Origin of the sequence: Flavobacterium sp. 9 (genome assembly GCF_002754195.1) — a bacterium.
Taxonomy (GTDB): domain Bacteria; phylum Bacteroidota; class Bacteroidia; order Flavobacteriales; family Flavobacteriaceae; genus Flavobacterium.
The window spans coordinates 5,570,378-5,596,689 of record NZ_PEEU01000001.1 but is presented as its reverse complement, the minus strand read 5'-3'; the positions used below and the strand labels follow the sequence as shown (position 1 = coordinate 5,596,689).

The window sequence follows — 26,312 nt, the reverse complement described above, 5'->3', positions numbered from 1 at the left end:
ACTAGTAAGTATACAAAGTGACTTGTACCCCCTAGTCGAAATATGATTTTTTTTGTTTTTTTTTGAAATTCATCTAAAAAATAGGAAAAGTTTTATCTTATAAAATCAAATAATATCCTATGATCCAGAATAATGCATTTCTATTTGAAAAGATTTTTCGAAAGCCATAAAACCATCGCCACACTTGCAGTGCTTCCCATAGAAAATCGGATAACATGAAGTGCTTTTGTAATGTGGTTTTCGACTGTTTTTGTAGAAATATTTAATCGTTCAGCAATTTCCTTATGCGTTAATTGTTCTTCTCTGCTCAGCTTATAAACTTGCTGACATTTCTCCGGAAGGGTTTCAATTATTGCATTTATTTGATGCACAAGTTCTTCGTGCATCAACAAAGTTTCGGGAGTTGAATGCTGAAAACGTTTATCAATTTCCTGAAAAAGTTCAACATGAATTTTGTCTTTATTTTTCTTGAATTGATTAAAGACCTGATATCGCGCACAGGCATACATATAGCCTTTTAGCGAAATATTTATCTCCAGTTTTTCGCGATTGTGCCATATATTCATGAAGATATCCTGAATAATATCCTCACACAATTCCTTGTCTTTTAGAACATTATAAGCAGAAACAAATAATGCCTGCCAAAATCTATTGTATAATTCTGTCAAAGCTGTCTCATCACCGCTACGCAGGCGATTTATGAGAATAGTGTCTTGGTTTAAGCTTTGATTTAACAATTTCTTTTCTTTTGGATAATTCTATTTGGAGCAAACATAATAAAATAATTCAATAAATTTAATTTGACGTTAAACAAGAAATCCGGTTCTGCTTCTTTGCGCTGGCTTTAAACTCTACTAAACTTGTAGAAATAACAATAATTAATAATTTCTTTGCTGAAAAAATTTACATTCCATAATTCTTTTCAACTTTAAAAATGCTTTTCCTAAAAACGTTTTTTTAGTAATTTCATTAATTCCGAATACTGCTTTTAAGTTTTTTCTGAAACAACAAAAGTGTTAAAATAACATTTTAAGAAATCGATTTCGGGATAAGGGATAAAAGTTGAAACGTCGATCAAAACATCCCGAACTTCGATTATTTTGCTTGTTTAACAATTTTTTAATACTGTTAAGCAGCTCTACAGACAAATAAATTTAGGATTGCTCCTACTACATTTCTATCTTTGCACCAAAAAAATAAGGCTCATTTTATAAGTCAAAGTTTTTTTTGTTTCCGGTAAAATCGTTTTGATTTTTACTTCGAAATAATCCTCTCACTGTCCTGATTAAAAATAACTATAAGAATGACTTTGATTAGAGAAAAACAAAAACTTCTCTTTACTTCACAGTTTCTTTATCTGACTTTGAGAAATCACCTAAGCAAAATGCTGCTTAGGGAATCAAAATAAAAAAAAAACACAATAGAGAAACAATAAATAAATGAATACACTTAACGCTTCCATTATTGCTATTGGGGGATATGTACCGGAAACGGTTTTAAGCAATACTGATTTAGAAAAAATGGTAGATACCTCAGATGAGTGGATTACTTCACGCACGGGTATAAAAGAAAGAAGAATACTTGATGATCCTGCTTTGGCAACCTCAGATATGGCTTCTTTTGCAGTTAAAGATTTAATTGAAAACTACGCAATAGATCCGCTTGATATTGATTGTCTTATTTTGGCAACCTCTACACCAGATCGTATTTTAACTCCTGCAGCCAGTTTGGTATGCGAAAAAGCGGGCTTGAAAAATGCCTGGGGATTTGACCTTAACTCTGCTTGCAGCGGTTTCTTGTACGCACTTTCTGTTGGTGCAAGTTTCGTTGAAAGCGGCAGATATAAAAATGTTATCGTTATTGGCGCTGACAAAATGAGTTCTATCGTTAATTATGAAGACAGAAATAGCTGTATTCTTTTTGGTGACGGTGCCGGAGCAGTACTTTTACAGCCAAATACTGAAGGACGAGGAATACAACAAAACATTTTTAGAACTGACGGAACAGGAGCTGAATATCTTACGGTTCGTGCCGGAGGTTCTCTACTTTCGACTTCTGAAGAAACGATTCATAACAAACAGCATTTTGTACAACAAGAAGGAAGAACTGTTTTCAAACAAGCTGTAAAAAACATGAGTGGAACTTCTAAGGAATTAATGGAAAAAGCTTCCTTAACTCCTGAAATGGTTGACTGGGTTATACCACATCAGGCAAACCTGAGAATTATTCAGGCGGTAAGTGAGGATATTGGTATTGGTATTGAAAAGTTTAAAATAAACATTCAGAAATACGGAAATACTACCGCAGCGACGATTCCTTTATGTCTTTGGGATTTTAAAAATGATTTCAAAAAAGGTGATAATATCATCGTAACTGCTTTTGGTGCAGGATTCTCTTGGGGAAGTATGTACATCAAATGGTAATTTATACTAAAGTCTAATATTTAGGTTTTATAAAAAAACACTCAGTGCAAAATTTGTACTGAGTGTTTTTTTATGTGATAGGACTAAAGAAATCTATACCAAAATATTTAAATGGTACTTTATAAATTATCCTGTTTATTTTTTTGAATTTGCTCTATCAAAATTTTTCTGATTTCTTCAAAATCGTCTGTTCCTACATAGAAAGTTTTAGATTTGTTTTTTGATTTTATATGAATTGCTTTGCCGTATTTTACGTTATAAAGAGTCCCTTTTCCTGTGATTCTGATACCAATTCCGGTAAGCCAGTTTATTTTAACTGATTCAATGGTTTCGGGATCTATTTCTTCAAAAGTCATTTCTCTTCTGAAAAAATTAAATCCAAAATATGCGGCGATTTTATCATTATCTATTACAATTGTCAATTTATGAAAAAAGAAAAAGACAATAACCAGAATAATTAATGGTGCAATTGAATATGTACCGTTTTTACCAACCAAACCAATCATTAAACCTGCGACTAAAAAGATCACCAAAATCCAGTAAGCAAACTGTACTTTTTTGTAAAGGATATTATTTTCGTTCATCGTTTTTTCTAAAATTAAGACGGATATTATTTTCCATTGGCAGAAATAAAATAATTAGAGCTGCAAACATGGTTACTACAAATGTGAATATGCCAAATGTAAGAAAAATCAATATATGAAAAAGTATTCCGAGTTTAAAAAGAATAGATTTCTTTTTTTTATTGGCATACAACGGACTTAATCCTAATGCAAATTCTAACAGGATAACAAAATAGGTAAAAAACACTAAAAGAACCGGAAAATTAAAAATCATATTAAACAGTTCAAGTCTGATTCCAGTGGCTCCAATAATTGGATCATTTATAAAATAATACAGCGCCGTTCCCTGCGTCCACCAAGGTGCAGATAATTTAGACATTGCCGAATCAAGGTAAATAAAAGCAACTTGTAATTTTAAAGCTTGCAGAGCCAAATAAGCTGTAATATTTGCGTATTCATTTGTATGCTTTTTAGAAATACTCCAATGATTTGTTCGATTATCTGTAAACACAAGCGGAATAATCATAAAGGTTAAAACTGCTGCTACCTGACAACCTCCGTCTACGATTACCAAACCCGCATTGACACTAAAAGTTACCCACCAATGCAATGGTGCAGTAATTTTTGGAAAAAAACCGGAAATTGTTGCCAGTAAAATTACTATGGCTAAAATTCGCCCGAAAACCAGATGCTCTGAAAAAACACAAAACAAGTTAATTCTAGATAAGAAACTATCGCTGCAGTATGGTATCTGTGGAACGCCAAGTCCGGTATGAAAAATAAGACTCGCCGGATTTACCAGTAATATAATCAAGGTTGAAAACGCAAGAAGGCTTCTTACCAATCCTAATGTATTTGTATGATAATTAATTCCCTGTGATTTATGATAGATATTTAAGAAAAAATTATTCATGTTTACTTAATTTTAATTTTGACAAATTTGGAAGGCATTTCAAAAGGACGAATCTTATTTCTCCACAAATAAGGAACCGGCTCAATCTTAATGAATAAAAATTCTCCAATTAATGTTGTCATTTCTTTTGTTCTATTTAATTCCAAAACTTTAATATTATCCTTATTTACAAAATTAAATAAGCTTTTTCCGGTATTGTTTTCACTCCATAAATTATCATCAATCTGATTGGCAATGATTCCATATTCAAGACCTAAAGCCTTCTGATAGCTTATATTCCAAAATAGTTTGATACAGATGAGTTTGGAAAATTCTCATGAAAAACATATCCTTTAGGCGTTTTTTTTAGAATATAGAGATAATCTTCCGTGGGATCTTTGGTAAAAAAAATCCATCGGTTAGGAAATATAATCGTGATCTGTTTCTTTAGATTTTTATCCACATGTATGGGAGTTTCGGGCATTACTCCATAAAAGAAGATAATGCCCAAAAACAACCACCCAATAAGGTTAAAAAGAATAAAGATTTTCTTTTTATTGGATAGCATTTAATTCTATTATTGAATTAACAAATTGCTCTTTTTCCAATCTAAGACCCGGATCTTCAGGGACAAATATTGGCTCTGGATCTATAGGTCTTGGTCCTATGATTGGATCTTCAGGATCTAAAGGTACTGGCTCAATTACAGACCAATATACCACATCAGCATATACCGCAACTGCTACAACTACCGCAACAACTACAGCAACTGCCCAAACTGGGAAAACAGCAACTTCTTTTGAAGAATTATAAGGATTATTTCCAAGCTGCGTTTTTAAATCCTTTATTTTATTTAAATCAACCACGCCTTTGGCTTTCTCCATATTAATTTTTTTCTCCACATCGGTCAAATTAACATTGGTGATTTTTAAAACTGCTTGCTTTAAAGTGCCTTTCGATTCTGCGATTGCAGCACGAATTACAACAGGATTACCGCTGTTCATCGATTTCTGAAATTTTGAAAAATAAGTCGGATCATTTTTCGATATATAGCTAATTAATTCGTTTTGCAGCGTTAAAAGCTCTTTTTTCTGCTCTGCATTTAATTGGCCTTTTACATCTTCAAACTTTCCATAATTAGATAATTTTGAAGCTACAACTCCTTCAGAGAAAAAGATTCCTCTAAAAAGATCTTCACCGGAATACTGTTTTGATACAGCACTTTGTTGCGCAGATCCTGCTGCTGCAGTATCTTCATTTGTCGAACAGCTTACAAATAAAATACTCAACGCCATTACTGCTGAGATTTTTCTTGCGTGATTTCTGAAATTCTTCATTTAATAAATTTTTGTTTTAAATAATTAATAGATTTTTTGCCCTTGAGATAATCTGATTCCCATTTTCTGATCAAATTATTACGGACTGGTATTATTTTTCAAAATTCCATAGTTAGGTGGTAAGCCTTTTTGTACCCAAAAAAATTAAATTTAACTGCTTAAAAAAACTCATTTCCAGCTAAGAGTTAACGTTATTTTCTTGAGCAAACGCTAATAAAATAAGGGCAAAATGGTTCTTTTTTCCTTAAAAGCCTACTTGCAGAATTCTCAATAAATTATACTAATTAGCTGTAATTTTCGCCAAATATCAATAATAAATTATTCTTTTTCTTACGTAAAACCTCAATTACACCAATTATTTCTTATTTTAATTATTGCATTGTTTTTCTAATCCAAGTTTCTAAATCGCTCTAAAATTCTAAAGTCTTACTATTGTTGAGAATTTGTAATCAGAAATATATATGTTTGCATATATTGGCTATAAAAACCGATATGATCTGGGAGAAAAAAAACTTAAAACTATATTTATAAGTGCTTAAATGGAAAAAATAATACTATTAGCAGATAGGCTTTATAAATCACAACCTTTACTGAAAGGATTTCAAGTTAGTTTTGAAAATGAATTTTCTAAATTTTCCAACACTGAAAAGATTGATCTCTTAGTTTATTGTTTTAAAAACTATGACAAAGGATTTATTTTATCTTTAATTCTTTCTTGTCCAGATATATGGAAAGATTTCCTTCTAAAAGACTGGACTTTGTTAATGACGAAAATGTTTCCTCGTGAAGATTTTAATAAACATTCTTTTAAGGATATAAATTCTGGATCTTACTCTGATATTTTAGTATTAAACGGAATTATTGGTGTTGATCCTTTTGAATATATTTTCAATAATCCGCAATTTACGATTGAAGAAAAAAAACTGCTTTTTGACTTTTTCAAACATCGTGGAGAATATAGTTTTTACATCAACGAAAGAGAACTTATAGAAGATATTGTACACTTTTATGATTTAAAAGTTTTTCAGGAAATTGTAATAATGAAGGAAAAACTACTTTTAGAAGGTTTAACTCCTTCTCTAAAATACAATGAAATTATGAAGCAATATTCTTTTCTTGAAACTTTATAAAAAAGCAATAAACCAATTATAAATGAAACTAATAGACCAATTTTATTGTATTCAAACGGAAAGATTTGGCGATGGATCTGAAAAGATTGTTGAGGAAGGAATCGTTTCTGTCAAACAAGAATTAAAACGTCCGTTAATTAGACTTATTGGCGAAAATAGCGATATAACAACCAATAAAAATAGAAAGCTTTTTGTAAAAACTTTACGGGCAAATCCGGATCCTTATTCAAATGAATCTTTTACTAAAGAGGAATTTCTTTTTCTTTCGGAAACCTATAAATTCGATATTGTCGAACATGATATGTATGAAGGATATTTAACCAGTGTTTTAAAAATTCATCCGCTTTATACAAGTTCTGCAGATATAATTTTCATTGAAGAAGACGATAAAGAGTATTTGAGAATCGAATTTAATCGATGGGAATTCGAATATCAACCAAGATCTGCTGGGGAAGATTCGCTTGGCGAAAATATTACGTACGTTTTAGGTTTTTGGGAAAATCCTTTATTAACAGATGAGATAATTGCAAAGTTAAAAATGTAGATTTTCCTTATGTTTACTGGCATTATGGAGAAATTCTTTAATTAAAAACTATCCACAAAACTAAGATTATCAACTTCTTAGAAATAAATTTTATAATCACAAAAGCCTTCTGACATAAATAAATGATACAAGTAAAACAAATTGAAAGTTTAAGTTTAATCAAAAATCTAAACAACAGGGTACAAGTGAAATATTTGGGTTGGGAAGAACTTAATCGTGGTCTGGAAATTTTTTATTATGCTGTTTTGATTGATGATTTTAACCGAACGCAGGAGATTTTTGGAGAAAAAAGAATTCAATGTTCCATAGATGAAAAGGTTGAAATTGAACATCCAACTAAAAATTTTGCATTTATTTGGAGTCTTGGTTCTTTTTTAATAAACATTTCTACTTATCAAAAAACAAATTTAGATACGTACCACAGAGTTGATAAATCTATGGTTATGGATTCATTGGTGGGAAGTTTTTTTTATCCGGATCTTCATTTAACAATCAATAAAAGGAGTTTGGTTGTAACCGATTTGGCAACTTTAGAAAAGAAAAGAATAAAATTTACTGAAGATATTGACATCGAATGGGCGTATTTTATCAATCCAACGCAAATTCAAATTATTCAGGCATTTTCTAATCTTTGTTTTGTCTATGATTTGAAGGAAGAAAAAATTATAGATAAACGAGATATTGTAAACAATAGTCTATATCCTAATATTTTCAGATGGATTTATAGAGGTCAAAAATATAATTCAAACAAAATAGAAATGGAATTAATTCAAAAAAATGAAGATGGTTTTGTTCCAAGTAAGTATTTCGAAATTATGTAAATAAAAAACATCTGACATAAATATTTATATGCCAGATGTAATTACAAATCAACGTACAATTAAACCTTTTTTGTGTAAGCTATTCAAAATATAAGTATGTTTTTAATACTGTATCGAATGAATCTCGCAAAGTCGCGAAGTCGCAAAGAGATCATAAACTTGGCGCCTTTGCGACTTTGCGAGATTTTTTTCAAGTCATAATTGTCAAAAAAAAACTTAATTAAGTGTCTATTATTTTACCAAGTATGCTATTTTATCGGCTTCGCAAAGTCTGAAATAACCGAAAGCAAAATTATTTGAATCAGTAGTATTCACGATATTACCTCTGATGTTTCCGGGAGGAATTGAAAATGGACTTCCACCGTATATTTCTAAAATTAGGTTCATATAATTATAGAAGTTTTTAGAAATACCGCGATGTGTAATATTAATCGTTTTTCCCGGCTGTATTTTGTCGTCGTCGTTGGTGAATCGATTGTTTATCTCATTTCCGTTATAAAATTCATCGTCTGTAAGTGTATATTCCGGATACAAAAGGAAATCAGCTTTGTAATCTGTCAAATAATAATTGAGCTGATCAACCGGATCTTTATAATAAAATACAATTTCGATTGACTCATCTCCTACTGCATCTTTATGAATTTCCTGCTCTACTCTATCAATTGGTGTTACAGATGTCAGCTTTTCGGTCGCTTTAAAACTTTGCCCTTCTGCGGTTACAGAAAGTGTGTAATCCATGTTTAGAACTGGAACAAAATTATTACATACATAAGAACCCGGTTCGGTTTCATTAAAAGTAAAAACGTCTCCATTACTATTTTCAACTTTTACTTGTGCTCCAGAAACCTTTGGTGTCGTATTGTTGTAATATGGTGCAGTTTTACTGATTTTAATAACTTGCACATTTCCGGTAGTTCCTTTTTGCCAGATAATTTCTGCATCGACAACTAGTTTTGTTTCTCCGGTTTCTAAATCAAGTTTTACAACATCTTCACAAGATGAAAAAAACATCACAGAAAGAAGGCTTAAAAAAAACAGCGCTTTACTTTTAAAATTATACTTTCTAATCCTTTGCATATTTATTAAAATTTAAAATTATAAGAAACTCCAGGTACTACGCCAAAAATTGACAGTCTTCTGGTTTCATTTGCTCCTGTATCATCATTTGTTGTAAACGTGATTGAAGCAGCATTTTTTCTATTGTACACGTTATAAAGACTGAATACCCAGTAACTTTGCCATCCTTTCTTTTTGTCCGGTCTTGGCGTATAAGTCGCTGCCAAATCTAAGTGATGAAAAAGTGGTAAACGGTTTTCATTTCTAAGAGAAAAATTAGGAATATTGATTCCGCCAAATTCATAATATCCGTTTGCATATGTTACCGGCTGACCAGATTGAAGCGTGAAATTACCATTAAAAGACCATTTAGGACTGTATTCGTAACTTCCTACAATGCTCAAATTGTGCAGTTTGTCGTATCCTGACAAATACCATTCTCCATTTGCAATACCCGGTTCTTCAGGAGTTCTTCCTGGTGTTTTTTGCTCTGCTCTTGATAAAGTATACGAAACCCATCCTGTAAAACGTCCGGTATTCTTTCTCAACGATAATTCCATACCGTATGATCTGGCTTTACCATTCAGGATTACCTGTTCTACATTATTATTTGCCAATATATCAGCTCCGTCTATATAATCAATACGGTTTTGGATTTTCTTATAAAACAATTCTCCTTCAAAAGAATAATCTTTGTCTTTAAAGTTCTTAAAATATCCTACCGCGTACTGATCCAGAATCTGTGGTTTTGCAAAAGGTCCGCTTGGCGTCCAGATCGTCATTGGCAATGGCGATTGTGTATTTGACAACATATGAATATATTGTGCCATTCTGTTATAACTTGCTTTTACAGATGTATTGTCGTTAAAAGCATACGACAATGCTGCACGTGGCTCCAGATTATCAAATTTACTTATCGTTTCTCCGCTTTTATAAGAGATAGTTCCCGTTGGAGTTCCTTTTTCATAAATATGATATAACGGATTGTAAACTACCGCTTGCCCATTTTCATACGTGCTTATTTCTTCGCCTCCTAAACGATAAAACATACTATAACGAAGTCCGTATCTTAAATTCAGTTTCTCTGTAATCTGATGTTCGAAGTCTAAATAAACCGAAGATTCAAAAGCATATTTTCTATCTAATTGCTTGTAATTAAACTGCGAAGCTGAGTTGGTAGGTTCTACCGTTCCCGGATTGAAGTTATAATATTGACCGTCGATTCCGTAATTTAGTTTTAGCTTTTCTGATACAGTATGATTCCAGGCATACTTAAGTCCGGAAGTCTGAATGTTATTATTCCATTTAAAGAATTCTGTAGGCAAGCCAAGATTAAATCTGTAATCGCTATAGAAAACGGATAAATTGGTACTTAAGTTATCCGAAAATTTATGCTTCCAGTTTAAGGTTCCCATAGTATTTCCGAAAGTACTCGTAAAACGATTATCGATATCAAAAACATCATTCCCAAAATATCCTGAAAACGCAATAGAGTTATTCGCGTTAAAACGGTAATTAAATTTGGCGTTAAGATCATAAAACATCGCTGAATTACTGTTATCTGCCAGTTTCAAAAATAAATGTGCATACGAAGTACGTCCCGCAACTATAAACGAACCTTTTCCTTTCTGGATTGGTCCCTGTACCAAAAGTCGGCTTGATATTAAACCAATTCCTCCGTTAACTTTATACTCGTCAAAATCTCCGGTTTGTTGTGTTACATCAAGAACTGAAGAAACACGTCCTCCAAATTTAGAAGGAATCCCACCTTTGTATAATTCTATTCCGCTTATAATATCTGCGTTAAAAATAGAGAAGAATCCAAACATATGAGAATCACCATAAACAGGAGCGCCATCCAAAAGAATTAAATTCTGATCTGCTGCACCACCACGAACGTTAAATCCTGACGAAGCTTCTCCGGCGTTTGTAACTCCCGGCAATGTCAATAATGATTTTAAAGGATCCGGCTCGCCCATAGCAGCCGGAATTCTTTTAATCTCAGCCATCGAAAGCTTACTAACACTCATTTGAGTATTCTTAACATCAACAGCTTTACTGGTGGTTATGATCACTTGTTCCAGCTCCTGACTGTCAGAATCCATTGTAAAATTTATCCTTGCATCATCAGATACAGCTATTTTCGTTTCTTTATTTTTTAAACCAATATAACTAATCGCAACCGTATAACTTCCTTTATCCAGGTCTATAGCAAACATTCCGTTTCTGTCTGTTGTTACACCAGTTTCCAGTTCTTTTATATAAACATTGGCGCCAATAATAGGTTCGTTATTATCGTCAAAAACCTGTCCGGTCAGCTTGTTTTTTTTTTTAGCTGTTTTCGTTGCTTTTTGCTTCACAAAAATGTTGTTGCCAACAATCGAAAACTGAACTGTTGCAGTTTTATTTAATTCATTAACAAGATCTTTTATTTCAATATTTTTATATGTTTTTTGGTGGGTAAAATAATGCTGACTTGTATTAATCTGATCTGTAAAGGCAAATTTAAAATCGGTTTGATTTTCAATTTGTTTAAAGAATTCTTTTAAAGCTACCGTTTTATCTACCGTTACTGTAACGTTTTGGGAAAACGCACTTAAACCGAATAAAAAAAAGCATGCGGAAATTATATGCTTCATGAAATTTTGTATTTTTGAATATTATTAAATGGAATAGTTTCATACTATCCTTACTATGAGGAGGATGTGTAGTTTCGCGGCTAGTGCATCCTTTTCTTTTCTATTGAAAAGTAACTTCTTTTAATTCATCGTTTATTTCAAAGTTTAGGTTATACATTTCTGATATTAATTGTACAATTATTTTTAAATCTTCTTTTTTATTGATTCTTACCGTAATTCGCTGATTAGAATATTCTGCGGGAATTATCACTTTATAACCGTAATTCTCCTGAATATAAACGCTTACATCGGTTAATTTTTGGTTGTCAAAATCTACAAACCTGCTAAACTCCGTTACTTCAGCCGTATTGTTTGCATACGTAAATGTTTCGCCCGGAACAAGAATCCATTTTTTGTCCTGATTTTTAACGCTCATTTCAACGCTTCCTTCAAAAAGAGAAACACTCACACTATTTTTTGAACTTCCTTTTACCGTAAATGAAGTTCCTAAAACTGTTGTTGTTGTTTCTTTGCAAAAAACCTGAAAAGGATGTTTTTTGTCTTTTTGAACTTTAAAATATCCTTCGCCTTCAATTTCTATTTTTCTGTTGGTTTGGAAATTATCAGCGTATGAAAGTTTAGAATTAGGACTTAACTCAACTCTGGAACTATCCGGTAAGAAAACAGTTTTTATTTTCGATGTTGTATTTTCAATTACATTAGTAGCAACTATTGTATTTTGCGTTACAGAATCTCTGTTAAAATAAAGTCCGGTTCCAATCAATGCAAATACTAAAACTGCCGCTGCTGCCGCATAACGCCAAATCTTAAATTTTGGCTTCTTTGCCGAAAAAGCTTTAGATTGAAAATCTTCCCACGAAGCTTCTTTCTCACTATCAGAGTGCGAAATAGGAACTTCGTCCCAGATCTTTTTTAATTCGTCTTCTATTTTTTTATCACTCATATCTTTGGGGCATTAAAGTTTCTGACAATAAAATCCTTGTTTATTAAAAACACCATAAACCATTTCTTTAATTTCTCTGTTGGTTTCGATTTTTAGAACATGATTAGAATCTTCTAAATCAAAATTCATGATACAATCAGAAATAACAAATTGAAGAAGCCTTACAATAAAACGTGCGTCTTCCTTGGTTGTAATATCTGTTTTGTAAGCTTCTATATTGGTTTTCATGATGTCGTTTTTATATATAACAAACGAGATCACAAAAGTTCCTAATGGTTTTCGATTTTTTTTCGAATAAATTTACTGGCGAGATAAATATGATTGGCAATTGTCTTCTCAGAAAGCTCTGTCATTGCTGCAATCTCCTTATAACTAAGGTTTTCCAGTTTGTGTAGTGTATATATTTTTTGTTGTTGCTCCGGAAGAAGATTTATGAAATTATATAATATTTCTTGTCTTTCTTCAAAAACTTCGGTTTCTGTGTCTTCTTCTTCGGCTTGAACGTGAAAAGAATCAAGCTGAATGATTTTATTCTCGCGGTTTACGTGATTGATGATAATGTTCTTGCAAATCGTGAACAATTGTTTATCGAACAAAACGTCTTCGTTAAGCAATTCTCTTTTATTATAAAGTCTTAAAAAAGTTTCCTGAACAAAATCCTGCGGAGTAAGTACTGTAAAGTTAAATCGTCTGGCAATATTGATCAGTTTATCATAGTAATTAAGGTAAGCTTCCTTGAAAGAAGCCTCATTACCTTTTTTTAAACTTAATATAAACTTTCTATTGTCCATAACTTAAATATGATAATTAGTCTAAACTCATTGTCTATTATAATATTGCATTATAAAAACGACGTCTTAAGACTACCTTAATCATTTTCTTAATAAATCCTAAGGTGCAAAGAACAGAAATAAATTTTATTCTAGAATTATTTAACAGAAAATTATACTTTAATAAATCATATCTTAAAATCAAAATTCACTTTCGTGGAAGAATCAAAAATAAAAAACCTCTTCGGAATGAAGAGGTTATGATATTACCAAAATAAATAACAACGCTTATATGTTATTTAAATTTTGATTACTAAGATTTAATAAATGCCAATAAATCTGCATTAATTGTTGCGGCATGAGTTGTTGGCATTCCGTGAGGTAAACCAGGATAAGTAATGATTTTTCCGTTTTTCAAAAGATCAATTGCTCTCAAAGCGGTCGTTGCATACGGAACAATCTGATCGTCTTCTCCGTGCAATATCAATACAGGAACATCAACACTTTTAAGATCTTCGGTAAAATTAGTTTCCGAAAATGCTTTTATACAATCATAATGCGCTTTAATTCCGCCATTCATTCCCTGACGCCACCAATTGTCCTGAATTCCTTTTTTGATATCAGCTCCTTCTCTATTATATCCGTAAAACGGAAATGTTATATCAATATAAAATTGGTGTCTGTTATTGGCCGTATTAAAACGAATATCATCAAAAACTGCCAATGGAACTCCGTTTGGATTATTGTCATCAACAATCATATAAGGCGTTACGGCACTGATAAGTACAACTTTCGAAACTTTGTTTTTTCCGTATTTTGCTGCGTAATGTATTGCTTCTCCACCTCCGGTTGAATGTCCAACATGTATTGCATCTTTTAAGCCCAAAAATGTTGTCAATTCATCAACATCAGCTGCATAAGTATCCATTTCATTTCCTGTCGCAGTTTGTGTAGATCTGCCGTGTCCGCGTCTGTCGTGAGCAATTACTCTATAGCCTTGCTCTAAGAAAAAAAATATTTGTGCATCCCAATCGTCTGCAGACAATGGCCAACCGTGATGAAAAAAAATTGGCTGTCCTGTTCCCAAATCTTTGTAATAAATCTCTGTTCCGTCTTTTACTGTAAACTTGCTCATTTTAATTTCGTTTAATGGGTTTATTAATGATTTAAAATTGAATTTGTCTTACTTAACTTTGTTCTCTAAACTAAAGTGTTTTGTGAAGTTTTATAATCCTTCGTACCAATCTAAAATATAATCTGCAACGGATTCCCACCCTTTTTCACCACAAATAAAGTGGCTTTTTCCTTGAAATATCTTCAAATCGACACGACTATTTTTATCTGAATATTTATTTGCCAATGTGGTTGTCAATGCAGGCGAAAATATATTATCACTTCCGCCGCCAATAAATAATATAGGCTGATGCGGTTTTTTAAAATCAATGTTAGAAAAAGAGTTTAATACCAATTCTCTGTTTACTTTAAAACTTTCCGGCACTGCAACGGCATCATAAGCTTTTGCTCTTTCGGATTCCGGCAATGTGTTGAAAAAGTTTTTATCGTACCAATCGCGGCTTCCCAAAAAGTACTTTTTGCTGGAAAAAAAACCAAATGCAGGAAGTGCTGCTTTTAAGGTCGAAAGTGGCGGAAACACATTCTTTGGCGGTGCGCCGTCAATACTTACTGCTGCAGAAACTTTATCTAATTCTAACAATTTCATTACCGCCATTCCTGCCATAGAATGTCCAACAACTAATGGTTTTTCCGGCAAGGTTTTAATTAGTTCCAAAAGATTGTTTATTATATCAATAAATCCTGTTCTGGTAAGCGCAGGATGAACCTGATTTCTTAAATCTGCCGGAACTCCTTCGTGTCCCGGATTAGCTGGTGTGTAAACCGTGTATCCTTTTTGTTCGTAATGGGTTTTCCATTTTGTCCAGGTAAGGTCGTTTACAAAATTTCCGTGAATAAGAATTATGGATTTTGATTTTGTCATAAGATTTAATATTTAATGAGTAATAAAGTATGGACAATGACGATATGTGTTTTTTTTAAGTTCAAATTATTACTCTGATATTTCTTAGAATAAATCAGTCTAATTATGCCCTTAATTTTGCGATCTCGAAAACTCAGGCAATCATTAAGCCAAATATACAAAATACTAATTATCAACACATTAAACATTTAAACATATTTTATTTCTCGCTACATTTCGCTAATTTTTATTCCCTTTTATGATATATAACAAAAAAATGCGTTCCGCGAAAAGACATAAAATTCACCCGTGATATCCTTGATTTTGATCACTTAACAGTTTAATTAAGAAAGTAATTAGAAAAATCCGTTTTTATCTGCGTTTTTACGAAGTAAATCTGTTTTATCCGCGTCAAAATTAGACACTGATTTTACTGATTCGCTAAAGCGAAAACGCGGATAAAAACGAATTTTATTTTCTAAAAGCTTAACTTAATGACATTGCCTTCAGGGACTATACTTTACTAATTAATGTAAGTGAAGTAATCGACTTTTTTACTAAATTTGGTTGAATTGCATTCTAAAAACTAAAGTATATGAAGATTTTACCATCAAATTCTACGTTGCTTGTCATTGATGTACAGGAAAAATTATTGCCAAAGATTTATGAAAATCAAGAGGTAATGAAAAATGTAATCTGGGCAATAGATTTGGCTAAAACAATTGGAATTCCAATGCTTTTAACGGAACATTGTCCGGAGAAAATTGGAACTACACCGGCGATAATCAGAGAGAAATTTGAAGAAATTGACATTGTCACAAAGACTTATTTTTCGGCATTTCGCGAAGGAAATCTTCTGGAACATATCCAAAAAGAAAGAAAACAAATTATTGTCGCAGGAACCGAAGCTCATATTTGCGTTCAACAAACAGTTTTGGATTTTCTGGAATTAGGCTATAAAGTTTTTATATTAGATTCGGCTGTAGGAACCCGAAATCCAATTGATAAAGAAAGAGCATTACAAAGAATGCAGCAAAATGGTGCTGAAATAATTACCAAAGATATGCTTGCGTTTGAATGGCTGGAAAAAGCAGAAACTGAACTTTTTAAGATTGTGCTTAAAACCTTTATTAAGTGATAAACAGATTGTGTTCCATCGGAACAACTCATCGGTAGAAAAAAATGCATCGAGAGAAACATCGTCCCATTGGGACGTTTGAGAAATTCTATATGTAATCCATATTTGTTTTTATCAATATTATTTATAAAATCAAATATTCATAAAACCAAACGTTCCTACGGAACGTGCAAAAACGACGCATTTATTGGGCTACTACCGATGAAATGTTCCGATGGAACAGAAACAAAGTGATAAATTATTGTCCTTACAAATTGTTCCATTGCGTTTTTCCTTAACCTAATGACACTGCCCGTAGAAACTACACTTTACAAAATAATACAAAACTTATGCCTTTTTCGGATCATATAACATTGCCGTACACAAACAGTTTTTTCTTTCTTTGCTCATTAAAATTGGGCAATTGACGCATGATTTACAATTCTCCCAGAAAACCTCATCATTTGGCAATTCTGAATAAGTAACGGGTTCAAAACCAAGTTCGTGATTCATTTTCATAACTGCCAATCCTGTGGTTAAACTGAAAATGCTTGCTTCGGGATATTTTTGACGGCTTAATTCAAAAATTTTTCTTTTAATTCTTTTTGCAAGACCTGTATGTCTGAATTGTGGCGCGACTATTAATCCGGAATTCGAAACATATTTGTCATTTTCCCAAGAAGAAATAAACGAGAAACCTGCCCATGATCCGTCTGACGCAAAAGCAATAACCGCTTCACCATTTTTTATTTTTGATTCCAGCGATTCGGGAGAACGGCCAGAAATTCCTGTTCCTCGTGCTAAAGCAGAAGATAATGTTGTGTCGCAAATTTCTTTTACCCAAAAAATATGATTCGCGTTAGCAACCTCAATCGTAAAATCTAGTAACTCTTCGGGAATTTGATTGTCCGGAAATAAAATTGCTTTATTCGGAAATGAAGTAGGCAATGGAAAAACTTTGCCTGAAAAATCTATGGGGGGAAGTTCGAGTTTCATATTTGATATTTGGAAATACAAAACCGAATATTCAAACCACATACCACAATTATTTTATAGTAAAACCAAAAGCGTTATCACCTGTTTCTCTTGAACTTACGAAATAAACAAGGCTTTATCGCTTATAAATATGGTTATCAAAATGATATGATTTTATCATTTTGGCATCGTTCTCATTCTATTTTAATCTGTCTAATATTTTTTTAAACATTAAATAAAATTTTCAGATACCGATCGGTATTTATGTTTATATTTGTTCTGATCTTATTTATTTCAAAACAAAAATTATGAATACTTCCGAATTTATACTGGACAAAGTGGCGCCTATTTTCAATAAACAAGGATATATTGGAACTAGCTTAACCGATATAACAAAAGCAACCGGTCTTACAAAAGGTGCTATTTATTGTAATTTTTCTAATAAAGAAGATTTAGCATTACAATCATTTCAACTCAATATAAGCATCGCAATAATACCTTTATTCAAAATAGTTGCTAGTACACAAGGAGCTCTAAATAAATTACACGTCATAACGGAATATCAACGAAACTATTATGATTTAGTCAAAGACAGAGGCGGGTGTCCAATGTTGCGTGTTGGTGTTGATACCAAATTTAATAATCCGTTACTATTTGAAGCGGCGCAAAATTTATCTCAAAAATTCACTTTGGGTTTAACTACTATTCTTAACGATGGCATTATTAATAATGAAATTCAGCCTAATACGGATGCTGTCAAATATTCAAAAATAATATTATCGCTTATTGAAGGAAGTTCGCTTCTTGCCTTTACTCATAATGACCAAAGCTATATAAACAATGCGATGGATTTTATTGATAATACACTAATTGAAAGCATTAGGAAGTAGAAAAAAAATTTAACTTTTCAGATACCGATCGGTATTTGATGTAATATATTTTAGAAAATGGAAAAAGTATTAAAAACAAAAAGAAAAGTAAGATTTCAGGATTGTGATCCTTTTAATCATTTAAACAACTCCAAGTATTTAGAATATTTCCTTAATACGCGCGAAGATCAAATTGCAGAACATTATGATCTTGATGTGTTTAAATACATGCACAAAACGGGACTTAGTTGGGTTGTTGCCTCTAACCAAATCAGTTATATAAAACCGGCTTTTACAATGGAAACTGTATTAATTGAATCGCAATTGATTCAATATAGCGAGAATCTTTTGTTGGTTGAAATGAAAATGTGGAATGAAAACGAAACCGAATTAAAGGCTATTCTATGGATAAAATTTATTCCGTATAACGTTCAGACAAAAAAAGCGGCAAATCATTCCGAAGATTTAATGAAACTCTTTCAGTCTGTTGTTGTGCCTGTAAATCAGTCTGTTTTTGAAAATAGATATTTAGAAACTATTCAAAATTTAAAAGCCAGAACTCATGCCTAAAGTAGAAACAATAGAACAATTTATCGCAATGGTCGAATCTAACGAACATGACAAAGCGATTGAAAAATTTTATACAATTGATGCTTCAATGCAGGAAAATCAATCTGAACCAAGAATTGGCAGAGATCTTCTTGTTGCAAACGAAAAAAACACTCTTTTGAAGGTTAAATCATTAGTTTCCAAATGCGTTCGCCCCTACTTTATAGATGGTGATTCTGTTGTTATTCAATGGTTTTTTAGATTTGAATGGAAAGATGGACGTGTTTCTGAAATTGAAGAAATCGCTTATCAAAACTGGGAAAATGAACTTATAAAGAAGGAAAAGTTTTTTTATGACCCAAAACAATTTTTAGGTTCATAATATCATTTTTTACTTTAAATAACCCGTTAGATATAATTTTAAAAAAAAATCTAACACATAGAAACATAGATTTTATAGTTAAAAAAAGGAGACAAAAAGAAACACGTTTCTTTCACATAGTATGGCTATGTCTATTTAAAAAAAGTGAAACGTCTAATTTTCGACTCTAAAAACTATGTTTCTATGTGTTGAAAATAATTACAATTAATAAAGCCCATTCCTTTCGGTTTGGGCTTTTTATAGTCTTACAACTCTGATTGCTTTTTATTAATAACCCAGAACTGTTTTTAATTCGATATACTTTTGTAAGTCATTAAAATTATGTCCTTTACCTTTCATCGATTTTATGAAAGTTGGCGTTGTTCCAGTTGCTTTAGCGCCAATGATATCGTCAATATCCAAATTACTGAAACCAAGATCTTTGTACTGTTGCAGTAATTCCGGTGTAATATTTTGAGATTTCAAAGCAACCAAATCGTCTGGTTTTATGTTGTTATATCCTGCTTTTTGAAAATTGTTTACATATTCAGGTGTTACATTTAAGGACTTCATTGCGATCAAATCGTCCAGTTTAATGTCTTTGTAACCTGCTTTTTGAAAACCGTTTACATATTCGGCAGTTACATTTAAAGATTTCAACGCAATTAAATTACTGTTCGAAATATCATTATATCCTATTTTTTTAAACGAATTAATAAAGTCCTGATCGATATTCATAGATTTAAAAGCAATGATATCATCATCAGCATCTTCGTCATTTTTGGCACCTGAAGAATTGCGAACATCGGCAATATATTTTCCGTCAATTCCCTGAGATTTCAATGCTATAAGATTACTTGGACTAACATTTTTGTAACCTGCTTTTTTGATCTCTTCGATAAAAGCTTTGTCTATTTCTAATGATTTAAAAGGAACCAGATTGTCCAAATCGATATCCGGAATTGCCTGTTTGATCGATGCGATATAAGCTTCATTTACATCTAAAGCAGCAAGTGGAATAACCTGATCTTTATCGATATTATTGAAACCATTTTTCTTTAGCATTTGAACGTAAGATTTTTTGATATTTATCATAAAGAAAACCATAAGATTATTGTCGTCTTTAAGTACAACTCCTTCTTTAGACAATGCTTGACTATAGTCTTTATTAGGCGTAAATTTATAAGTTCCCATTCCTTTGTTTCCTTCAAATTTCCCAACAAAAGACATTGTTCCTGCTTCGCGTGTTAAGGTAAATGTACCTTCTTTATCTCTTGGCAAACTTGAAAATTCACTTACTTGAAAAGTACTTGTAGAATTGTCATGTTCGTCACTTTTAAATTGAATATTGATTGTATTCTCTTTAATTGTAGCAAACCAATCTCCTTCAGTTCTTACACTGCTGTGAATGTTTGTATTCTCTTTTGGTTCTTCTATAGAAGAAAGATTTTGACTTTGCGCTGCCGGTTGATTAAAAAGGCACGCAAACAACACCAATATTGGCAATAGGAAAAAATATTTCCAAGTGGTGTGCACGTTTGATTTTTTCGAGTTCATCATGATGATTCGTTTTTTTAATAATGATTGATTATAGTTAGTTGTAAGACTCAAAGGGAATTGTGGAGCGGCTACTTTTAGTAAACTAAATTGGTAGCTTTCTTTCTCGACAGTATCTTGCTGTAGCATTTGATCGTCTGTCAAGAATTCAAGGTTAATTTCTAATGCTTTTCTCCATTGCCAGGCAAACGGATTAAACCATTGAAAGATCAAAACCATCTCTGCAAGCAAAAGATCGATGGTATGTTTTTGCTCAATATGAATTTTTTCGTGAAGCAAAATCTGATTGTAGGTTTCCCACTCATATTTCTCTGGATTGATAAAGATATTATTCCCAAAAGAACACGGTGCTTTGTCGCCTGTAATTTCTATAATACGAAATTTTCCGTCTTGAATAACAGATTGCGAATAGGCTCTGTAAAGCAATATAACGACTTGCATTAAAAAGTTAAGTGCAAAAACGATTACGCCAAACCAATACAAATAAACCAACCATTGAACAACTGATTCGATCTTAAAAGTTTCCTTGGTTTGTTCTACAACTGTTGATTCTACAGGTTGTATTTGTGGTTTTGTCGTTTCAATTTTATTAACCGGAGTTTGGGCAACTACAACAGGTTTTTCTACTGCTGTTTTTCTTAATGATAATTGCTGAGGAACCGGAACAAGCGGCAAAATAAAAGCCATAATCATACAGGCCAATAATATATATCTGTTGAGATAAAAGAAAGTCTCTTTTTGCAAAAGCAGTTTATAAAACACAAAACAGGCTGCAAGAATAAGGGCTGTGTATAAAATATATGGTATCATATTTTTCCTTTTTTAATGATGTCTACGATTTCATCTAAATCATTTTCTGTAAGCTTTTGTTCTTTTGCAAAAAAGGCAAGCATTCTTGGGTAAGAATTATCAAAATACTGGCTAACAATATCCTTCAATGCAAATTGTTGGTATTCTTCTCTACTAATCACCGGAAAAAAGCAATGCATATTCCCTGCCGTTTCACTATTTAGGAATTCTTTGTCTTTAAGAATCTTGACAATTGTTGCTACACTATTATAGTGTGGTTTTGGATCTGGCAATAATGGAATTATATCTCTTATAAAGGCTTTGTCTAAATCCCAAAACACTTGCATGATTTGTTCTTCTCTTTTGGCTAGTTTTATCATCGTTAAATCTTTTTACGAAGGTACTACTAATTAATTAGTAGACAAACTAATTGATTAGTATTTTTACTAATAAGTTAGTAATTGGATTAAATTTTCATAAAAAAAGCGCTTCACAAAGTTACTAAAACTAAGTAAATCAAAAACTTAAATACAATTTATTAGAAAACAATAAATTTCTAATAATAAAGAGGTTTGTATTCTTTTTTTAGATTTCGAATAAAAAAAAATGTTCCCAAATAGAAAAAAATCACTTTTTTCAAAGCCAGATTAACCTAAGGTTGTTTAATTTTTAATTAAAAGTTAACGAATTCTGCAAACTATAAATAACACAAATAGTAGCGTCAGGCGGAATCATTTCGAACAAAATCATATTCTTAACAATTCTATAATTCAATAATAATTTTGCCTGAACAGGCATAAACAGAAGTAATACACAAACTAAACATAAACAAATCTTAAAATTTTAAACATAATTACAATATTGACTTATTCAAATATAAAATCTATTAAAATTTAACATTACAAACACAATACATTAATCAATTCATGTTATTAAGGTAATGTTGCGATTCTATCTTCGCAACTTAAATAACACAAAAAAACTGTCAAAAATGAAACTAAAACTACTCTTAATCTTTGCAATTACTTTAATTTGCAATAATGCCTTTTCACAGAAAGGTTTGCTTATCTCAGAGATTCTGACGAATCCCAATGGTGATGATTCTCCATTAGAATATGTTGAACTTGTAGCCACAACTACAATTAATTTTGCAACTACACCTTATACAGTTGTTTTTACAGACAATGGTACGGCAACTTCAAACGGATGGAAAGCCGGAAGTTCTGTTACTTACGCTTTCTTAATCAACTCAGGATCAGTCACAGCTGGACAAGTTGTATATGTTGGAGGTTCTTCGATGTTGCCTTTAAGCCAAGGTGGAATTGCCTTAAAAACTAAAAATACCGGAACAACTGCGGGAGATAGTTTTGGTTCTAAAAATACTTCCGGAGTTTTAGGAAATGGCGGCAGCAATGCCGATGCTGTTGCGGTATTTGATGTAACAGCTTCTTCAATCTCGTCTTCTACCGTTCCTGTTGATGCTCTATTTTTTGGTGATGCTGTAAGAAGCGCTTTCAAAAGCTCTGGTTCTGGTTATCAATTGCCTGTAAATGATAAATATAATGGAGGAAAATTACAAACTTCTTCTTATTTGGCGCCAGATCCTGGAAGTGACGAATTAGTAAAAGCAACTTCTGGCGTTTACAACACGTCGACTAATACTTTTACAACAGCTCGTACATGGGCTTTGACAAGTACTACAAGTTATAATTCGACTTCTATAACTATTGCAGGAACGCCAGTTGGGAATGTTAATCCAACAATTACTTTGGCAACGCCAACAGTTTCAGGAAATGCTCCAGCAACTGTAAGTTTATCTGCAACTGCAACAGATTCTGACGGAACGATTTCTAAAGTTGAATTCTTTAACGGATCTACTTTGCTTACTTCTGTGACTTCTTCTCCATATACATATTTTTGGACAAATGTTGCTGCAGGTTCTTATTCGATTACAGCAAAAGCAACTGATAATAGCAATAATGCAACAGTTTCTTCTGTAAAAACGGTAACGGTAAACAGCACTGTAAATGTGGCGCCAACGCTAGTTTTTAATACAACGGCTTCAAAATTTGTGAGTTTATCAACTACTTCTGCAAAAGTGGGTTGTGTGATGAATAACAATACAGATCCTTTTATCGTTTCCGGTCTTGATATTACAGTAACTGATGATAATCTTGACGGACTAACATTCTCTATGACGAGTTCTAAAACAAGCGTGGTTCCAAACGCTAATTTTACGGTAACCGGAACTGGTAATGCGCGTAAACTCAGAATTAACCCAACAGGAGTTGGATATTCGACTTTAACCTTAAAAGTGACTGACGCTCAAGGCGGAAATAAATCTATAACGGTAAACGTGGCCGTTTCTCAAGCATTGGCTACAGCTTCTCTTAAAGATATTTATCACGCTGGTGTTGCCGATGGTTCGACTGCAATTCCTATTGATGAAAATTATATGTTTGCTGCCGATGATGAAACAAATGTGATTAAATTATTTAGCCGAAACAATTCGGGGCTTTCTGTTTATCAATTTGATGTGAATCAATATTTAGCTTTAAGCGGAACTGAAGTTGATATTGAAGCGTCTTTTAGAAGTACAACTAAACCAAATCGTATTTACTGGATTGGTTCTTTGAGTAATTCTAAATCCGGAGAAGCAAGAGCGGACAGAAACCGAATTTTTGCTACGGATATTGTAGGAACCGGAGCTAATGCAACGCTTGTTTTTGTTGGATATTACAGTAATCTTAGAAGTAAACTTATTACTTGGGGAAATAATAATGGTTACAATTTTACAGCAAAAGCTGCTACAGGAATTGAACCAAAACGTATAGATGGTTTTAATATTGAAGGTCTCGAAATGGGTCCTGACGGAACAACTCTTTATATTGGTTTTAGAGCGCCATATGTTGGAAGCGGAACTAACAAAGCGTTAATCTGTCCTTTGCAAAATTTTGAATCTTGGTTTGGAAACGGAAGCCCTTCTGCTAATCCTGTTTTTGGTTCTCCAATCGAATTAAACCTGAACAATCACGGAATTAGAAGTTTAGGTAAAAATGCTTCAAACAATTATATCATTGTAGCTGGAAGTTATGCTGCTACAGGAACGTTTGAATTATACTCATGGAATGGTCAAAGTGCAACTGCTCCGGTTTTACTTAATGCTAATTTAGCCAACCTTAAACCGGAAGGTATCGTAGATGTTCCGGCTGATATTTCGGGATCATTTACTTTAGATTTAGTGTCAGATTTGGGTTCAGACATTCCGTATAATGATGGTTTAGAAAACAAGGAAGTTGTAGAGCCAAATCACCGTAAATTTTTAACGTCAACTATTAGTGTAAGCGCTCCATCGACAGGTAAAAAAGCTCTTGTTCAGGAAGAATTTGCAACTCAAATTACAGCAAATGAAGTAATAGCATATCCAAATCCTTTTACTTCTGTACTAAATATCGATTTTTATGATCTTGCGCCTCAAAGTATTTCGGTTTATAGTCAAAACGGTTCGCTTGTAAAAGAGATACATTCGGTTACAAAAGGTTTAAATACATTTGATTTTAATGATTTAAATACCGGAATCTATTTTATTACTTATCCGGGAATGAAAAAAGCAATTACGGTTATTAAGCAATAATTGTTTTTAACGCGTTGGGTGTAATTATTTTCAACACATAGAAACATAGCTTTTAGAGTCGAAAATTAGACGTTTCACTTTTTTTAAATAAACATAGCCACACTATGTGAAAGAAACGTGTTTCTTTTTGTCTCCTTTTTTAAGTATAAAATCTATGTTTCTATGTGTTAGATTATTTTTGTTGAATTACACCCAACGGATTTATTTTTGATATAATTAATTAGCCTAAATTGGAACAAACTAATTCTGTTCTGATTTAGGCTTTTTGCATTTTATAAATTTCGATCGAAAATATCTTTTCTGAATCCTTTAATTGTTTCATAGAATCCCAAATTATATTCAGAAACTAAAACAGGTATTTATACTTTAGATAGAAAACTAATAATTGCTATTTTTGAATAAGCAGATTCTTACTATAAATCTATCCAAATGAAAGAACCTTTTACTATTCTTGAAAAACTATGGGAACGAACTTTAAATCCTTCCAATACATCTTCAACGAATGAAATTCAAAACTGGGACGATGAAATAAAAGCGTTGTATCAATTGGGTATTGGTATGGAAGATGCGCTGCAATTTTTATACTTTGAAAAACCTGATTTCGAAACGTTTAAAAACTGGGTAAACAAGAAAAACAAAAGCAATAACTCCGATTCTGACGGTTTTACTGCCGATGTTCTTTCAAAAGAAGACCTTGAATTTTGGGATAAAAACGGCTATGTAATTGTAAAAAATGCGATCTCAAAAGAAGATTGTGAAACTACACAACAAGCAATTTGGGATTTCTTAGAAATGGATCCCAATAAAAAAGAAACCTGGTATAACAGACACGAAAATCAAAAAGGCTTAATGCTTAATTTTTCGGATCATGAAACCTTAAATAAAAACCGACTTTCGCCAAGAATAAAAAAAGCATACGAACAACTTTATAATACAGATAAAATCTATAAAACCATTGATAAAGTAAGTTTCAATCCTCCTGAAACCTCAGAATTTACTTTTTTAGGAAGTCCGATTCATTGGGATACAAGTTTAAAACAACCTATTAAATTTGGGCTTCAGGGACTACTCTATCTCACGGATTGTAACATTGATGAAGGAGCTTTTCATTGTGTTGCGGGATTTCACAATGAGATAAATCATTGGCTTGACAATCTCCAACCAGATGAAAACCCGAGAGATAAAGCAATTGCGACATTACAGCCGAAACCTATTGCTGGAAATGCCGGCGATTTTATAATCTGGAATAATACTTTACCGCATTGTGCTACAGCAAACAAAGGAAAAAATCCAAGAATGGTTCAGTATCTTACCTATTTACCAAATGAATATAATGCTGATGGAGAATGGATATAAATTTAGAATTTA

General features: G+C 32.3%; 26 protein-coding genes. 10 read left to right on the top strand and 16 right to left on the bottom strand.

From position 1 onward, the window contains the following. Positions 1 to 140 precede the first annotated feature (140 nt). On the bottom strand, positions 141 to 737 hold the full coding sequence (locus tag CLU81_RS23425; RefSeq protein WP_099712036.1) for an RNA polymerase sigma factor: 597 nt from the start codon (positions 735 to 737) through the stop codon (positions 141 to 143). A 702-nt stretch (positions 738 to 1,439) separates the two neighbouring features. Between CLU81_RS23425 and CLU81_RS23420 the strand changes: the two genes are divergently transcribed. Next, a complete protein-coding gene (locus tag CLU81_RS23420; RefSeq protein ID WP_099712035.1) occupies positions 1,440 to 2,423 on the top strand; it encodes a beta-ketoacyl-ACP synthase III in 984 nt (327 codons plus the stop codon). Between the two features lie 119 nt (positions 2,424 to 2,542). On the opposite strand, the gene CLU81_RS23415 is transcribed toward CLU81_RS23420, so the two are convergent. The 5 genes from CLU81_RS23415 to CLU81_RS23400 all read right to left on the bottom strand — a co-directional run bounded on the left by CLU81_RS23415 (position 2,543) and on the right by CLU81_RS23400 (position 5,215). Continuing rightward, positions 2,543 to 3,007, bottom strand: a complete 465-nt coding sequence (locus CLU81_RS23415) for a hypothetical protein (RefSeq protein ID WP_099712034.1) — start codon at positions 3,005 to 3,007, stop codon at positions 2,543 to 2,545. After that, the gene (locus tag CLU81_RS23410; RefSeq protein ID WP_099712033.1) at positions 2,994 to 3,899 is read right to left on the bottom strand and encodes a sporulation-delaying protein SdpB family protein; all 906 of its coding nucleotides are present in this window, start codon (positions 3,897 to 3,899) and stop codon (positions 2,994 to 2,996) included. Before CLU81_RS23410 ends, CLU81_RS23415 begins: the two co-directional genes overlap by 14 nt. 2 nt (positions 3,900 to 3,901) lie before the next feature. After that, complete coding sequence (locus CLU81_RS27335) at positions 3,902 to 4,174, bottom strand: hypothetical protein (protein WP_369804823.1); 273 nt, start codon at positions 4,172 to 4,174, stop codon at positions 3,902 to 3,904. Further along, on the bottom strand, positions 4,171 to 4,362 hold the full coding sequence (locus CLU81_RS27330; RefSeq protein ID WP_369804822.1) for a hypothetical protein: 192 nt from the start codon (positions 4,360 to 4,362) through the stop codon (positions 4,171 to 4,173). Before CLU81_RS27330 ends, CLU81_RS27335 begins: the two co-directional genes overlap by 4 nt. 70 nt (positions 4,363 to 4,432) lie before the next feature. Continuing rightward, positions 4,433 to 5,215, bottom strand: coding sequence for a hypothetical protein (locus CLU81_RS23400; protein ID WP_099712031.1), 783 nt, complete (start codon positions 5,213 to 5,215; stop codon positions 4,433 to 4,435). A 539-nt stretch (positions 5,216 to 5,754) separates the two neighbouring features. Here CLU81_RS23400 and CLU81_RS23395 point away from each other — a divergent pair. From CLU81_RS23395 to CLU81_RS23385, 3 genes are all read left to right on the top strand, one after another. Then, positions 5,755 to 6,345, top strand: a complete 591-nt coding sequence (locus CLU81_RS23395; RefSeq protein WP_099712030.1) for a hypothetical protein — start codon at positions 5,755 to 5,757, stop codon at positions 6,343 to 6,345. A gap of 22 nt (positions 6,346 to 6,367) precedes the next feature. After that, entirely contained in the window at positions 6,368 to 6,889 is a 522-nt protein-coding gene (locus CLU81_RS23390) for a hypothetical protein (protein ID WP_099712029.1), read from the top strand. Positions 6,890 to 7,011: 122 nt separating this feature from the next. Next, entirely contained in the window at positions 7,012 to 7,710 is a 699-nt protein-coding gene (locus tag CLU81_RS23385; protein ID WP_099712028.1) for a hypothetical protein, read from the top strand. A gap of 231 nt (positions 7,711 to 7,941) precedes the next feature. On the opposite strand, the gene CLU81_RS23380 is transcribed toward CLU81_RS23385, so the two are convergent. The 7 genes from CLU81_RS23380 to CLU81_RS23350 all read right to left on the bottom strand — a co-directional run bounded on the left by CLU81_RS23380 (position 7,942) and on the right by CLU81_RS23350 (position 15,114). After that, entirely contained in the window at positions 7,942 to 8,787 is an 846-nt protein-coding gene (locus tag CLU81_RS23380; protein ID WP_099712027.1) for a DUF4249 domain-containing protein, read from the bottom strand. A 5-nt stretch (positions 8,788 to 8,792) separates the two neighbouring features. Next, positions 8,793 to 11,405 (bottom strand): TonB-dependent receptor domain-containing protein, encoded by a 2,613-nt coding sequence (locus tag CLU81_RS23375; RefSeq protein WP_099712026.1) that lies wholly within the window; start codon positions 11,403 to 11,405, stop codon positions 8,793 to 8,795. Between the two features lie 100 nt (positions 11,406 to 11,505). Next, positions 11,506 to 12,348, bottom strand: a complete 843-nt coding sequence (locus CLU81_RS23370; protein ID WP_099712025.1) for a FecR family protein — start codon at positions 12,346 to 12,348, stop codon at positions 11,506 to 11,508. Between the two features lie 12 nt (positions 12,349 to 12,360). After that, entirely contained in the window at positions 12,361 to 12,576 is a 216-nt protein-coding gene (locus CLU81_RS23365; protein ID WP_099712024.1) for a hypothetical protein, read from the bottom strand. Between the two features lie 41 nt (positions 12,577 to 12,617). Next, a complete protein-coding gene (locus tag CLU81_RS23360; RefSeq protein ID WP_099712023.1) occupies positions 12,618 to 13,139 on the bottom strand; it encodes an RNA polymerase sigma factor in 522 nt (173 codons plus the stop codon). 292 nt (positions 13,140 to 13,431) lie between these two features. After that, entirely contained in the window at positions 13,432 to 14,253 is an 822-nt protein-coding gene (locus tag CLU81_RS23355) for an alpha/beta fold hydrolase (protein ID WP_099712022.1), read from the bottom strand. A 90-nt stretch (positions 14,254 to 14,343) separates the two neighbouring features. Further along, on the bottom strand, positions 14,344 to 15,114 hold the full coding sequence (locus CLU81_RS23350; RefSeq protein ID WP_099712021.1) for an alpha/beta hydrolase: 771 nt from the start codon (positions 15,112 to 15,114) through the stop codon (positions 14,344 to 14,346). A 574-nt stretch (positions 15,115 to 15,688) separates the two neighbouring features. On the opposite strand from CLU81_RS23350, the gene CLU81_RS23345 reads away from it, so the two are divergent. Further along, complete coding sequence (locus CLU81_RS23345) at positions 15,689 to 16,231, top strand: isochorismatase family protein (protein WP_099712020.1); 543 nt, start codon at positions 15,689 to 15,691, stop codon at positions 16,229 to 16,231. Between the two features lie 327 nt (positions 16,232 to 16,558). On the opposite strand, the gene CLU81_RS23340 is transcribed toward CLU81_RS23345, so the two are convergent. After that, positions 16,559 to 17,206, bottom strand: coding sequence for a GNAT family N-acetyltransferase (locus CLU81_RS23340; protein WP_369804806.1), 648 nt, complete (start codon positions 17,204 to 17,206; stop codon positions 16,559 to 16,561). A 287-nt stretch (positions 17,207 to 17,493) separates the two neighbouring features. Here CLU81_RS23340 and CLU81_RS23335 point away from each other — a divergent pair, with 287 nt between their 5' ends. The 3 genes from CLU81_RS23335 to CLU81_RS23325 are packed head-to-tail and all read left to right on the top strand — an operon-like array spanning position 17,494 to position 18,985. After that, positions 17,494 to 18,075 carry a TetR family transcriptional regulator gene (locus CLU81_RS23335; RefSeq protein WP_099712019.1) on the top strand — a complete coding sequence of 194 codons (582 nt, stop codon included), beginning with the start codon at positions 17,494 to 17,496 and terminating at the stop codon, positions 18,073 to 18,075. Positions 18,076 to 18,132: 57 nt separating this feature from the next. Continuing rightward, positions 18,133 to 18,624 (top strand): thioesterase family protein, encoded by a 492-nt coding sequence (locus tag CLU81_RS23330; protein ID WP_099712018.1) that lies wholly within the window; start codon positions 18,133 to 18,135, stop codon positions 18,622 to 18,624. Beyond that, entirely contained in the window at positions 18,617 to 18,985 is a 369-nt protein-coding gene (locus CLU81_RS23325) for a polyketide cyclase (protein ID WP_099712017.1), read from the top strand. The genes CLU81_RS23330 and CLU81_RS23325 overlap by 8 nt, the downstream gene beginning before the upstream one ends. A 267-nt stretch (positions 18,986 to 19,252) precedes the next feature. Here CLU81_RS23325 and CLU81_RS23320 read toward each other — a convergent pair whose 3' ends face one another. Next, entirely contained in the window at positions 19,253 to 21,331 is a 2,079-nt protein-coding gene (locus CLU81_RS23320; protein ID WP_099712016.1) for a M56 family metallopeptidase, read from the bottom strand. Next, on the bottom strand, positions 21,328 to 21,690 hold the full coding sequence (locus tag CLU81_RS23315) for a BlaI/MecI/CopY family transcriptional regulator (protein ID WP_099712015.1): 363 nt from the start codon (positions 21,688 to 21,690) through the stop codon (positions 21,328 to 21,330). Before CLU81_RS23315 ends, CLU81_RS23320 begins: the two co-directional genes overlap by 4 nt. A 611-nt stretch (positions 21,691 to 22,301) precedes the next feature. On the opposite strand from CLU81_RS23315, the gene CLU81_RS23310 reads away from it, so the two are divergent. Both CLU81_RS23310 and CLU81_RS23305 read left to right on the top strand, forming a co-directional pair. Further along, the gene (locus tag CLU81_RS23310) at positions 22,302 to 24,944 is read left to right on the top strand and encodes an Ig-like domain-containing protein (RefSeq protein WP_158235359.1); all 2,643 of its coding nucleotides are present in this window, start codon (positions 22,302 to 22,304) and stop codon (positions 24,942 to 24,944) included. Positions 24,945 to 25,373: 429 nt separating this feature from the next. After that, positions 25,374 to 26,300 carry a phytanoyl-CoA dioxygenase family protein gene (locus CLU81_RS23305; protein WP_099712013.1) on the top strand — a complete coding sequence of 309 codons (927 nt, stop codon included), beginning with the start codon at positions 25,374 to 25,376 and terminating at the stop codon, positions 26,298 to 26,300. Positions 26,301 to 26,312 lie beyond the last annotated feature (12 nt).